The sequence below is a fragment of the Nocardia vaccinii NBRC 15922 genome, from assembly GCF_001613305.1.
Taxonomy (GTDB): Bacteria; Actinomycetota; Actinomycetes; order Mycobacteriales; family Mycobacteriaceae; genus Nocardia; species Nocardia vaccinii.
This window is the reverse complement of the sequence record NZ_BDCC01000102.1, coordinates 1-12,037: the sequence shown is the minus strand read 5'-3', so window position 1 is coordinate 12,037 and position 12,037 is coordinate 1. Positions and strand designations below refer to the sequence as shown.

The following is a 12,037-nucleotide window of genomic DNA, read 5'->3' as shown; positions in this document are numbered from 1 at the left end:
GGCTGGAGTACTAAGTGGCTGGGCGAGCGGTTTGAGATAGGCACGCCTGACGCTAAAGGAATGCCTGGCGATGCGTCTCTGTTGTCGTTCCGGCGTGCCGGTCGAGTGCGTGGCTGGTTGGCGTTCTAGGCTTGGCGCGCAAGCATTTTGACGGTCACGCATTCTGATGATGACTCGGCCCACCTCTTGACGAGGAAGGTCACCGTCGAGTTGTTCGACGACTACGACGGGATGTCCACGGCGGAAGAGACCGTTGTGTTCGGTATCGACGGTGGCGAGTACGAGATCGACGTGTCGGTGAATAGCGCCAGCGCGCTGCGCGCGGTGTTCGAGCCGCAGATCGAGTCCGGTCGCAGGGTCGGCCGGATCTTCAAGGGCCAGCGCAAGATTGGTGCTCGCACCGCGCGGTGGATCGGGAGCAGGCCGCCGCGATGCGGAAATGGGTGCTGAAGACGGGATGGCGTGCCCAGTACCCTTCAAGGCGTTGGGAGACAAGCAGACTCAGGCATGTGGCCATCGCACCGCGTCATCATTCATACGGCTGCCGAAGTCATTGGTCGCACCTGGTCGAAGCCACTACCGCCGAGATCGAAAGGACCGCAGCGTGAGTGGCGGGCCCGAGCTGTGATCCTAACTGACTGGTGTGTCGGCGGTCACAGCAATGAAACTCCCCTGAGGTGGAACCGATTGCGGACGTAGCGCGTCCAAGTTATCGACTGCCAGTGATGGCTCGGGGGGTGTCGCAAGCTCGGGGGCGATGCACGGAATCCGGTGCTGGAGCGAGGGAGTCGCCACAACCGCAAGAGTTCCAGGACTCTATGCAGATTCAGGGAGGGATTTACAATGTTTCGTACTCGAAGGGCCATCGCCGGTGTGTTGATTTCGGTGGCAGCTGCCTCGGGCGGGATCATGCTGAGCACCGGGATCGGCGCTGCCGCTCCGGCACAATTGGGCAGCTCTGGGTTCGTTCAGCAAGCGCAGATAAAGAAGCAGGATCCGGGAGATGGTGCCATCCGCATCTTCAATTCGGAACAGGAATGCAGGGCCAACGAGACCAGCGTCACCATCTGCATCCCGTACCGGGCCGGGACGTGGGCATTGGTGAGGAAGGGTGCGATCTAGTTGATTGAACGCCGGGCTCTGGCGCCAAGACCCTTCGGTTCCAGAGCCCGGCGTGCATCCCGGCAGTGGCTGGTCGACAACGACCCTACGGTCGGCTATGACTTGGGGGCATGGCGGCTTTGCACATCGCACCCAACGCCGCGGCCGGCGCTGGTATCAGCACAGCGCTCGCCCACATCGGCTGCGGCGATATGGTGCTGGTCAACAACGAGGACTTCAGTTGTGGCCGGATCGACCCTGCGGCGCTGCTGCAGCGTGAGTTGTCGGTGGAGGGTATCGACGTCACCGAGCCGGATCGACAACCTCATCCGGCCGCGGTGACGGTGTCGACCCAACGGCTCTGGGCTCACCTGGACGCAGACCACGATGCTCGGCCGATCGTGTGGGTTGGTCGAGCATCCGCACAGGAACTTTCGTTCTATCTGTACTTCGCTGCCAGGTTCGGGGATCGGCCCTGGTCGGTCATCGACGTGACCGGGCTTCACTTGCCGCGCAGCCCGCGCAATAGTGAGACCGGCGAGGTGGTCCCGGAAATGGGTGAGGCCGCAAAACCCGCCAGGTCGGTAGCCGAATTGCATCCCGAGCAACTACGACTCGTGCTGGATTCCGCACGCCCGCTCGATAAGCAAGAACGCGACCGACTGGCCGAACGCTGGCACACTCTGCAGGCCGAGCAAGCCCCGCTACGGGTGGTTACCGATGCTGGACTGTCGTCCGCACCCGCCGACTACTTCGACCAATCGCTGCTGGTCCACATACCTGCGACGCCGACACCGATGGCGCAGGTGATCGCGGACACGATGGGAGCCCAGCGGCTGCCGGTCAACGATTACGTTCTCCATCGAAGGCTCATCGAGATGATCCACACCGGCCGCCTCACTGCAGACGGCGATCCCACGATCATGGGAGAGTGTCGAATCTCCTCTCGGCCGCGATGAATGAGCCCGCCGACCAATCCAGCGAAGGCGTACGGCCAGTGATGAACGGCTACATTCGCGAAATCCGTATGTCGCCCGGCCCACATCCGAGTGACTACCCATTCAACCTACCTGCGGTGACCCACCTGGCCCACTGCGGAGGCCTGCCGTTGGCTGAAGGTGTGACATTCCTGGTGGGGGAGAACGGCAGCGGCAAATCGACAATTCTCGAGGCAATCGCTGTCGCAACCGGCATGAACCCCGAAGGAGGAAGCCAGAACTATCGCTTCATCACTCGCTCCACCGAATCATCACTGGGTGAGCATCTGGTGCTCAGGTGGGGCACTACCAAGCCGCGGACCCGATTCTTCCTGCGTGCCGAGACCTACTACAACGTCGCCACCGAGACCGAGCGGCTCGGACCCGAGCAAGTGGCCGCGCTCGGCGGAGTGTCACCGCATCACCGGTCTCACGGTGAATCGTTCATCGACCTGATGAGCCATCGCTTCCGCCCCAACGGGCTCTACCTGTTGGACGAGCCCGAGGCCGCGTTGTCTCCCCAAGGTTGTCTGGCGGTACTGAGGCGACTGGCCGAGCTGGTCGATCAACATTGCCAGATCGTGGTGGCCACCCACTCGCCGATCCTGCTCGCCCTACCCGGCGCAAGCATCTACGAGATCGCCGATGACGGCACGATCAGCATCGTCGCCTACGACAACGCCGTGCCGGTCCGGTTGACCAGAGACTTTCTCTCCGCTCCGGACCGATACCTGCGCCACTTGATCTGAGGGTGCTGCGCGGGGCAACACGCCATCGCTGCTGGCCGGCAGTATCCGTTGTTTTGGGACTGGGATTGCTGGCTCTGGTGCACTTTCGATGGTCAAGCCAGCAGGATGCGGTGGCGTGCAGTAGGAGTCCGGCACGGCCACACATTTGCGTTTGATCAGCTTGGTGTTGTGACTCTCTCGGTCGGACCGTCGCTGTAGGGCAGGGACAACCTGGCCACTGCGGCGGCGTGGTCTGGTCGCGGTCGCGCAGAACTGGTCTAGTTCGATGAGCCGGGCCGCGCGCACCCTCACCAGGCCAGCCAGGTGCGGAAACCAGATCGCTGATACCGATATAAGACCAACGGCCTTCCGGCCGATACATCCCAGGCTCGGTCAACCCCACTGAGCTGTGCAAACCTTCAGGCTGAGCTTCGGCCCTCAGTGGTCCCGGTGTCGCGTCCCAGGCGCGCGAATCACGCCGTTGCCATATCCACAGCTATCGATGGTGGGATCGTATGGCCCAGTGCGGCAAACGATCTCGCCGTGCGTTTTTACCTAGAACGATGTACTTTTTTCGTGGGATATGGATGTTGTCGGAACCGATCGGTCATTCGATGCGTCCAGGGGGATGCGTGATCACCACACAAGGGGGCCACCGGTTCTGCTCTCGCGGGTAGCGGGGCGACCGATTTCGAGGGTCCGGGCGTGCGGGCGATCATCGTTGTCCATCGCATGACTCGGGAGGCGTTTTATCGACCACTGCAGCTCTGACCTTGCAACGATCTCGCGGCACGCCTGATCTGCGGATGAGGGTGACAACCGGCGGGGATAGCGCAATGGCCCGGTGAAGCCGCGTCTACCTGCCGCCAGAGCGTCACCACGTCCCGGATCGGTACCCGCGTACTGATCGATGCCATCGACCAAACGAGTAGGAGACCATATCCATGCCCGACGCATCCGCGTCCACATTCGTGATGGTGCCCGACACGGTGCGCTCAGCAGGCGCCTTCGTGCGGCAGACTGCCGAATCCCTGGTTTCAGGCGTGCACAGCGCTGATAGCGAGGTTCAGGGCCTGACGGCCACCTGGAAAGGCGGGGCGGCCGACGCCTACGTCGCGGGCTGGGAGGAAACCCGTAAGGCGGCCCTCGAAGTCCTGGACGCCCTGCACACCATGGCCGATCTGCTCGGTGTGACCGCCGCCGCCATCACCGATCAGGATGCCACCCGAGCGGCGGCCACCACCGCCCGTGTCTCCTCCCTCGACCTGCCGTAAGGACACCCGATGAGCAACCCGGATCGCGGATACAGCGTTGACCTGGATCACCTGGACATGGTGACCGCCCGCATCGCGGGCCTGCAGGGCTTCATTACAGACAGCCTCTCCGGTCTGGATTCGAGAATCGCTGCCGCGCATCAGGATTGGACTGGCGCGGCGGCGGAGAAGCACGCCGAGGCGCACCGCGAATGGATGAAGGCCGCGGGTGAGGCTCGCGACGGCATCGAGGCCATGCGCGCCGCCGCGCAGACCGCACACACCGCCTACACCGACGCCATCGCCGCAAACCACAAGACCCTTGGGGTTTGACGCGCGTGACCACGATCGACGTCCAGCCGTCCCTCTACTACACCGCCGCCTCGGCGCTGCACACCCACGCGGTAGACCTGTACAACGCATTCAACAACCGCGCCGATGCCCTGAACCAGTGCGGATCGATGGCGGGATCCTACGACGAGGCCCGCTCGTGGGCGGCCGGGTACGACGCCAACGCGCACCAGGCCATTGATTCGATGACCGCCCTGGCCGAGGCCATGGACGCCTACGCGGGCGCGTTGCGAACCATCGGCTACAACCACCAGCTCGGCGACTGGAACGCCACCACCGGCGACAAGGGCCCCGCGCCGGTCAAGCCTGCCGACCCGCTCCCGGCGGTGCTGATGTGCCGCAAACCCGCGCCCTCGGCGGGCGGGCCCGGCAACGGCCTCACCGATGCGATCCACCTTGCCGAGAAGGTGGGTATCACCATCCCGGACGGCGACCTGGACAAGCTCGCCTCGATCGCGGGCACTTGGACCGCGATGCAGACCGATCACGCCATCGCGGGCCTGGCCGAGGGGATCGGCCGGATCAGCTCCTCGATATCGCTGATCAAATCCCCCGAGGTTGCCCAGATACTCGACGACCTCCAGGCGATGAAGCTCTCGGCGAGCACGATCGCCTCGGCCTGCGGGGATGTCGCCCAGTCCTGCCACTCTCACCACGACGACTTGCACGACCTGCGCGAGAAGCTGAAAAAACAGCTGGAAGACCTGGCTAAAGACCTCATCGAACAGGAGGCGATCACCCTCGCGATCGGTGTTGCCGCATCGTTCCTGACCTTCGGTGCGGGCGCGGTGATCGCCGCCGCACGTACCGCGCAATTGGTCGAGAAATTCGCCACCCCGATCCGGGAAATGGTCACCGTCTGGATAGACGCTCGGAAAGCGAAAAAGGAATACGACGCCACCAAAACCCTCGCGGGGATGGCCAAAAAGGACCGTGAAACGACCGCACGGCTACAGAAAGCCGAGGCGCAAGCGAAAAAGGAAGCCGAAGACAAGGCGAAAGCGGACGCGAAAACCCGGACAGCCAGCACCGGCGAACCGCTCACCGTCGAGGATGAATGGATTCTCGCTCAGGGGCCGAGCACCAAGAAGGGCGAAGAAATGATTTCCGCGCTGCGCGAGAATCGGGTCACGCCCGAGATGCAGCAGGAAATCGACAGGTACAACGCCGCACTGAAAAAACTGCCCGACTACAAGGGGGATGTGGTACGGCACACCAAGATACCCAAAGAGGTGCTTGACAGCTATGTGCCCGGCCAAGTGAAGCTGGAAAAGGGGTTCACCTGCGCATCCAGCAACCCGAATGGCACCCTTGGTGGGGTGAACATCGGCGACGCCAACGCCGAATTCAACATAGTCAGCAAAACCGGCAAACCCGTGGGTAAGTGGATGATGCCGGAAGAGGTGCAATTCAAGGACCATACGAATTTCTTGGTCCATGATAAATATTTCGACAACAAAGTCGGCCGCTGGATCATCGACATGGAAGAGCTGTAGGAAAGGGGAAGGGTTATGCCTAGAGATTTCGCGGGGAAAATACACTACACGCGGGAAGAATGGGAAGAGGAGCATGGCGTGAAACTGCCGCCGCCCCTGACCGACGAGGAAATTGCCGCCCGGCGAGCTAAAAGGGAGGCGCGGCGCGAATCCGCGCCCCCGCCGCCCCAGGGCCCGCCGCCCGAAGGCCGCAAGTCCGCCTATCGCGATGACCTGATCGGTACCGAGTTTGAAGGTTGGACCCGCGACCCGGCCACTGACACCTGGTACGACGCGCACGGTCGCCGCGCCTACGACGAGAACGGCCAGCGCATCCACTACGCCACAGACCACACTGACACCCGAGGGGAGCAATGAGCACTGAGCCGACTGTCCAGGCCGCCGCGACAGAGCCTGAACAGAGCAAAGGCGACCGCGACGCCTGATCATGGACATCACCGCCATCGATACCGCAGGCCGGACGCTGATGACTAGCGCGGCCGCTCTGCGGAAGCAGTTCGCTGACGCGGACAAGGTGCTCGGCCAACTGGTGGAGGGGTGGACCGATCCGGCTGCGGCCACAGTCTCGGCCGATTGGGACGCCGTGCGCGCTACCGCTGGTCGGTGGCTGGATCACATGCACGGCCTAGGCTCCCTGGTCCGATCAGGCTCGGCGAGCACCGCCGAGGTGGAGACCGCCGCCGCGTCGCTGTTCCGCCGGGGCCCCGCGTCGGCAGAACTCGCCGAGGAGCTGCAGCACAGTCGCGCGGCTGGCAGCGATTCCGTGATTGATCCGGCCGTGACCGACCAGGGGGAGGGGGATCAGGCATGACGAATCCGTCCCTGCGTGATCGCCTCGCCGCCGCTACCGCGGCCTTGGATGCCATCACCGAGGCTGTGGCAAGCCATGCCGAGCAAGTCGCCCTCGCGATGACCGCCGCCGAGGCCGGCTGGCAGGGTCACGCGGCCGAGGTGTTCGGCTGGCATCAGGTTGCCTCGGGCGAGCTGGCGACCGAAGTCAGTGACCGTATCACCGCCCTCCATGCCGCGCTCGACCGCGAAGGCACCGGCCACCCCAACTGACCTACCTTGCGGCCCCGGTTTTGCCTTGTTAGGACCGGGGCCGCCGGGTGTGCGCTGTCGGTCATGCCTGAAGCATGTTCACATTCGTTTGCGCCATCTATTTGCGCCGATGCACGTTGGCGGGCAGGTGGCACCGCCGGGTTTCGCTCCGTCGGTTGCTTTTGCAACAAGGTATAAGCTCCAGGAGTTCCGCGTATACCGTTGTTGCACAAGTGAAATGACCCTCTGCTGACTCTGACTGTTCGATCAGGCCAGCGGATTGGCCGCTCCCGGACTCGGCGCGGCAGCTACAGAGTCACCTCGCGGTCGTCCACTTGGGAAACCGCCGCACCGCCCGCTTTTCGGGGCTGTCCAGGCTGCCTGCCTGCCATCGGTCACCGGTCTCGCTCCATGCGTCGAAGAAGACACCGACCCATTGACCATTGGAATCGATCAGGCAGTGTTCTTCTGCGTTGCCGGAGCAGATCGCCTCGACCAGCCCGAGCACAGGTGCCGGGCGGTCACGGTCTTCGGCAACGTAATCCACAACCATGTTGAGGCACCACCCTGCCTCCACTCGCGCGGCTTCGTCGTCGAAGAGGGTGACTCTGACTGTGCTGGAGTCGGTGCCGTGTTCGGTCGACCGCGCCGAAAGGAGCACGACAGACTCACGAAGGTACGTCTCGGCGTCGTACTTCACGGCAAGATCGCACAGGCCGACAACCAACTCCTCCCAGGTGCCGTGCTCACTCATTCGCCATGCTCCTGACTCAGCCACAGGGGTTGGTGACCGTTCCCGAGTACTGCCACGCCGTAGACCTGGAGGGCCGTCCGCCGTAGACGCCGCCACCCCGCGCGGCGGTCCGGTATACGCCCGCTACGCACTGTACTTGGCCCTGAGCGGTGTACTTGGTGTTGGCCTTGGGCGCATTGATTGAATTGCGCCCAGGAGTGCCAACTGCGACCCAATTTCCGCCGACATTCCTCTCGAGTTGGACGGTTATCTCCAGAGAGTCGATGGCTGCGGTGCAGGAGATACGGCCTTTGCCGACTATCCACCCCGGGGAACCCTTCGATTCGTGCGGGTTATTCGCCTCCACGTGGCATGCGGCGTCCCCACCTCCAGGCTCGGCACCCGCGATCACTGGCGCAATGACTGGAAGCAGCAAGGCTGCAGTGACGAGCCCCATGGCGACGGCGGTTCTACCTATGTTCATTGTCCTCCCCGTTCCGGCTTTCCAAGCTGGTCGAACTGGTATTACGAACCCGTTCAATAGGATTGGATGCATTCCGGCGCCATCAGGTTCCTGGACCCGCTCACCAACGAATGTGATGTATGTCACCTGTGGGTGAAGGCTGCGCTGGCACGGGGTCGCGAAATTCCTGTGGCAACAAGCAGCCCGCGTGGCAGGACCCGCTGCACGGTCGAGGAGGAGGCTTTGTAGCCGGCGAACGCGCGATCCAGCCAGTAGCCGCTCAGGAGCCAAAGATGTACCGAAGGAGGGCATTTGGGCAGCCAAAGGACTCGGGGCTGCATGCGCCTTCGCGGTGGTGTCGCCCTGTTCTCAGGTGCGAGCGCCCGTTGGGCCGAGGGCACGACGCGACCGGCCGATGAGGTGTGGCCAGTATCGATCCCGCACCGGATCCTGAGCGATCGAGGTCGCCGAGGAGTGCCGTAAGCGGCTGACCTCCGACTATCTGGGACCTGACCGGCCGGGCGCGACCGAACTGCGGTGTTGGCGTTGGGTTTTGGACGTCGCGAGCCGACAACACCGATTCACCGGCCTCCGACGACGGGACCACACGGTCTCATCGATTGAGGAGGGGGACAGCCATTCCCGCTGTTCGGCGGAAGGTGGGTAAGAGTGAGGTACGTCACATCTACTTATTGGAAGGGGCGGCGCTGTTCGTCGCGTCCTAGATAGCACCAAACGATTGACGGCCACCGCCATCGATCACCGGTCAATGAACGTCTCGAACGGAGCATGATGAATACAAAACGAATTGCCGCAACGGTTGCCGCAGTGTTGTGCGGGCTGGTCGGCATCCTCGCGCAATCACCAGCTGCCAACGCTAGTCCAAATCCGGTCCACCACGACTTCACCCGAGCAAACCCGAGCTGGGGCTATGCGTACAATATTTCGAATTTTAACGGGCAAGTCGACTACGGCACCGATTCTTTCCAATGGTCGCTCAAGGATTCTTTCCAATGGTCGCTCAAGCTGAATCCCTCGGTACAACGTATAGTTCTTGCACCGATGAGCTGTTTCACGACCATAAACGGTGTTCCTGGATACTCTGACAGTCATACGGGTATCCCGGCCGACTACCTGCTACATTCCAGCGTTAGAGTTCCGCGTGGCGTGACCCTGCAGCTGAGGAGCCGCTGCGACTTCAAGGTGCTCACAGATACCGGGCCAACGCCCAGCAATGTCGAGACAGCAGTCGACTTTACCGTGTCATAGCAACCTTGCCGCCGGAGGCGTGGCCAGCAGACGCTACAACCAGGTGATCTTGATAGCCCTGAGCTTGTGTGAATCCTGGTTGGCGTGCTCATATTCGACTTCAACCGAATCGCCCAGTGAGATTGTGCCGAAGTCCCGCCCGATGATCGAGTCCAGGCCGAACCAAATATGTTCGCCACTCAAAGTCTCGACCATGCCGGTGGCACGTTTACGATCCCATCGCCATATCGTACCGCTGGCCTTCAGTGGCTGGGTGCGCGACTCCATACCGACAGACGATACCATCGTAGGCGCCACGGTACCGTTTGTTGGTGTGGTCGACGCGCTGAATGTGCTTGAGATTACACAGTTCAACCTGGATCCACCGAGGTGGTTTGTGGGATTTGGTCCGCGCGCAACCAGCGCGCGGACCACTGTGCTGTAGGCAGTCGGCGGTCGTTGGCTAGTCATCCCCAGGCCGGATCAGAACCGAGGCATGTAGATCTGCCGCGTGACGTACCGATTCATACATAGTATGGTCTTTCGTTTAGTCATGATCGGCTCTCCATGTCGGCCCATCGGGCTGGATCCAATTGGCCCTGGAGGCGATGGCCCGACCGGCGCGCGCATTTTCGATGAGTCAACGCGTCCCTTCCATGCCGGACGGTTCGACGCCATAATCGAGGCAGCCGGCCGTATGGTAATCCTGCGCGCTGGGACCTCCGCTAGGGCCGCCAGGCCGCGGTGATCTCTATCCGCTCGCGCTCGCACCCCGGAATGGGCCTGGCTCATTGTGAAACGAAGTACCGGCCTGCCTCGGGCATAGAATCGTGGCTGGAAATTGGAGAATTATCCTATGATCCTATCGTGACAGAATTCAACGACTCCATCGGACAGCCGGTTGAGCATCCGTATGCGACTACGGTACTGCTGTTTGGAGTTCTCGGCATACTGTGCTGTGGCATTACCGGCCCAGTAGCGTGGGTCCTCGGGAAAAGAGCGCTCAATGAGATAGAGATTTCCGGGGGTGCACTAAGCGGACGCACTCAAGTGCTCGCCGGGTATATTGCAGGAATTGCGGGAACCATCTTGATGATTCTAACTGCGATACTAATCCTGTTTGTATCGCTTCACTGAAATGGGGCGTCGATGCCCAGCTTGTGAATGCCCCGCCAGTTCCTGTTGGTATGAATAGCCTCGGAAGCCAAAAAGTTGATGCCGGAAGGATGAGTCATCCTTCCGGCATCAACCTGAACCTACACCCTGGTCAAGGGTTGTTATCGCCGCATTCGAGGAAACCAGCCGAGAAGAGCTAGTATCAGGCATACCACGACAGCCGCCTCCGCAAAGTAGATAGAGATATGATCTATGCGATTGAAGCGAGCTATGTAGAATATTAGACTCAGGGCCAGCAGTATCAGCACAATACCGCTACCAACCCATGGCTTCCAGTTCCCGTATCGGCGCATGCGACTATCCTAGCGGATTACATACATATGGCGCACCTGCAGGAGAGCTATAAATGTCGACAGTGTTATCGTTGTGCTGACACAATTGGGTGCCACCTGCTGCCATCGCTAGAATTGCCGCCGATACTGGTGCCGCAACGCTGCTGGCACCTACTGCGGCCAACAGTCCGGTACCGCCGCTCCCGAGCCATTCCCCACCGATTACCTTGTTCGCAGCGTAGGCGTCCAGGTGGAGATGGAACCCCCACCATGCGCGATCCAGATATCCGTGTGAACCGGACACAACGGACTTATATGCTGTGGCGCATCAGGAAATGTGCTAGCTATCGCTGGCGCGGCGGTGGCCCCGATGATAGAGAGAGCGAGGGTGGCCACAGCGATTGCCGACTTGATGTTCTTCATTGTATTTCCTCCAACAGCTTTCGAATGTAACCAGTGGAATATTTCGATGTAATTAGCGGAAAGTGAACCTGAACTACTGGTGACGGATTTGGTGGGTGCACACCAGCGCCACCCAAGCGGTTGTGCGCTATCGGCGATCATTCACCATATAATTCCGCCCTTTAGAAATCTGCAAAGACTGGGTTCTCGGGCCACATTCGCCTACGGATCGGCACTTCCGAGTGAGCTGCAACCCGCGAAATGTTTCTTCGACGCAAGCGCTTCCAGTAACAATTTGAGGCAACGCAGTCGAACGATATGCTCTCCCCGTATCACTGGCAGTAGATTTGAATCATCAATTGCTCAATCGCGGAGAGGTGTTCCCGCTCGCGCTGATACGTCGATTGTTGTCGTCGTCAACCAATTGTTTCGATCATGATTTCCTCCCCAGCTAGCCCTCATCGGCCTCCGCAACCGTACTGCCGGTTGTGTCCCATCCTCATGGGGTCCGGCGCCGTATCGGCCGTAACCCGACGTCACAGAGGTAAACTTGTTGTCCGGTCCGGACGAGAGCTCGACTGCCAACGCCAGTCTCAGTAAGCTGACATCTTGCAACTTATTACCTTGCAACTTATTACCTTGGCTGCCATATTTGCCCCGTCGCGTTCGGCGAAATTGCATCGCGGACCGAGAAATGCCTGCTTGGGTAATGGTGGGATGCAATTTAGAGGGATGGGGGACTGGACGTTCAACGCCGAAGAGACACGCCCGGGTTGTGCTGAATGGATAGTTCTAA

General features: G+C 61.2%; 15 protein-coding genes. 13 read left to right on the top strand and 2 right to left on the bottom strand.

Annotated features, from left to right (window positions below):
- Positions 1 to 147 precede the first annotated feature (147 nt).
- The 10 genes from NV1_RS46255 (at position 148) to NV1_RS41160 (ending at position 6,968) form a co-directional block, all read left to right on the top strand.
- Complete coding sequence (locus NV1_RS46255) at positions 148 to 450, top strand: Lsr2 dimerization domain-containing protein (protein ID WP_373864711.1); 303 nt, start codon at positions 148 to 150, stop codon at positions 448 to 450.
- A 423-nt stretch (positions 451 to 873) separates the two neighbouring features.
- Positions 874 to 1,122: a hypothetical protein gene (locus tag NV1_RS41200; RefSeq protein ID WP_067905028.1), complete on the top strand. Its 249-nt coding sequence runs from the start codon at positions 874 to 876 to the stop codon at positions 1,120 to 1,122.
- 110 nt (positions 1,123 to 1,232) lie between these two features.
- Positions 1,233 to 2,060 carry a DUF3658 domain-containing protein gene (locus NV1_RS41195; RefSeq protein ID WP_067905025.1) on the top strand — a complete coding sequence of 276 codons (828 nt, stop codon included), beginning with the start codon at positions 1,233 to 1,235 and terminating at the stop codon, positions 2,058 to 2,060.
- A 161-nt stretch (positions 2,061 to 2,221) separates the two neighbouring features.
- Positions 2,222 to 2,827 carry an AAA family ATPase gene (locus NV1_RS41190; RefSeq protein WP_245714198.1) on the top strand — a complete coding sequence of 202 codons (606 nt, stop codon included), beginning with the start codon at positions 2,222 to 2,224 and terminating at the stop codon, positions 2,825 to 2,827.
- Positions 2,828 to 3,750: 923 nt separating this feature from the next.
- On the top strand, positions 3,751 to 4,080 hold the full coding sequence (locus tag NV1_RS41185) for a WXG100 family type VII secretion target (RefSeq protein WP_084526732.1): 330 nt from the start codon (positions 3,751 to 3,753) through the stop codon (positions 4,078 to 4,080).
- A 9-nt stretch (positions 4,081 to 4,089) separates the two neighbouring features.
- Complete coding sequence (locus NV1_RS41180) at positions 4,090 to 4,392, top strand: WXG100 family type VII secretion target (protein ID WP_067905022.1); 303 nt, start codon at positions 4,090 to 4,092, stop codon at positions 4,390 to 4,392.
- A 5-nt stretch (positions 4,393 to 4,397) separates the two neighbouring features.
- Positions 4,398 to 5,906 carry a cell envelope integrity TolA family protein gene (locus tag NV1_RS41175; protein WP_067905019.1) on the top strand — a complete coding sequence of 503 codons (1,509 nt, stop codon included), beginning with the start codon at positions 4,398 to 4,400 and terminating at the stop codon, positions 5,904 to 5,906.
- 78 nt (positions 5,907 to 5,984) lie between these two features.
- Positions 5,985 to 6,263 (top strand): hypothetical protein, encoded by a 279-nt coding sequence (locus NV1_RS41170; protein WP_157117769.1) that lies wholly within the window; start codon positions 5,985 to 5,987, stop codon positions 6,261 to 6,263.
- 70 nt (positions 6,264 to 6,333) lie between these two features.
- Positions 6,334 to 6,717 (top strand): hypothetical protein, encoded by a 384-nt coding sequence (locus NV1_RS41165; RefSeq protein WP_067905012.1) that lies wholly within the window; start codon positions 6,334 to 6,336, stop codon positions 6,715 to 6,717.
- Positions 6,714 to 6,968: a hypothetical protein gene (locus tag NV1_RS41160; RefSeq protein WP_067905008.1), complete on the top strand. Its 255-nt coding sequence runs from the start codon at positions 6,714 to 6,716 to the stop codon at positions 6,966 to 6,968. Before NV1_RS41165 ends, NV1_RS41160 begins: the two co-directional genes overlap by 4 nt.
- 295 nt (positions 6,969 to 7,263) lie before the next feature.
- Here the strand turns inward: NV1_RS41160 and NV1_RS41155 are convergent, their stop codons facing one another.
- Positions 7,264 to 7,701 carry a hypothetical protein gene (locus tag NV1_RS41155; RefSeq protein ID WP_067905005.1) on the bottom strand — a complete coding sequence of 146 codons (438 nt, stop codon included), beginning with the start codon at positions 7,699 to 7,701 and terminating at the stop codon, positions 7,264 to 7,266.
- Positions 7,702 to 8,935: 1,234 nt separating this feature from the next.
- On the opposite strand from NV1_RS41155, the gene NV1_RS44370 reads away from it, so the two are divergent.
- Positions 8,936 to 9,412, top strand: a complete 477-nt coding sequence (locus NV1_RS44370; RefSeq protein ID WP_157117768.1) for a hypothetical protein — start codon at positions 8,936 to 8,938, stop codon at positions 9,410 to 9,412.
- A gap of 33 nt (positions 9,413 to 9,445) precedes the next feature.
- Here the strand turns inward: NV1_RS44370 and NV1_RS41150 are convergent, their stop codons facing one another.
- A complete protein-coding gene (locus NV1_RS41150; RefSeq protein ID WP_067905001.1) occupies positions 9,446 to 9,679 on the bottom strand; it encodes a hypothetical protein in 234 nt (77 codons plus the stop codon).
- Positions 9,680 to 10,258: 579 nt separating this feature from the next.
- On the opposite strand from NV1_RS41150, the gene NV1_RS43040 reads away from it, so the two are divergent.
- Positions 10,259 to 10,528 carry a DUF4190 domain-containing protein gene (locus tag NV1_RS43040; RefSeq protein WP_084526730.1) on the top strand — a complete coding sequence of 90 codons (270 nt, stop codon included), beginning with the start codon at positions 10,259 to 10,261 and terminating at the stop codon, positions 10,526 to 10,528.
- A gap of 1,322 nt (positions 10,529 to 11,850) precedes the next feature.
- Positions 11,851 to 12,037 (top strand): hypothetical protein (locus tag NV1_RS45360; RefSeq protein ID WP_218027369.1); only part of this gene is annotated, 187 nt, incomplete at its 3' end.

Coding starts and splice junctions, on each gene's coding strand:
- NV1_RS41160 (WP_067905008.1), top strand. CDS start 6,714: ATGACGAATCCGTCCCTGCGTGATCGCCTCGCCGCCGCTACCGCGGCC.
- NV1_RS41155 (WP_067905005.1), bottom strand. CDS start 7,701: ATGAGTGAGCACGGCACCTGGGAGGAGTTGGTTGTCGGCCTGTGCGAT.
- NV1_RS41165 (WP_067905012.1), top strand. CDS start 6,334: ATGGACATCACCGCCATCGATACCGCAGGCCGGACGCTGATGACTAGC.
- NV1_RS41150 (WP_067905001.1), bottom strand. CDS start 9,679: ATGGAGTCGCGCACCCAGCCACTGAAGGCCAGCGGTACGATATGGCGA.
- NV1_RS44370 (WP_157117768.1), top strand. CDS start 8,936: ATGAATACAAAACGAATTGCCGCAACGGTTGCCGCAGTGTTGTGCGGG.
- NV1_RS41185 (WP_084526732.1), top strand. CDS start 3,751: ATGCCCGACGCATCCGCGTCCACATTCGTGATGGTGCCCGACACGGTG.
- NV1_RS41180 (WP_067905022.1), top strand. CDS start 4,090: ATGAGCAACCCGGATCGCGGATACAGCGTTGACCTGGATCACCTGGAC.
- NV1_RS41195 (WP_067905025.1), top strand. CDS start 1,233: ATGGCGGCTTTGCACATCGCACCCAACGCCGCGGCCGGCGCTGGTATC.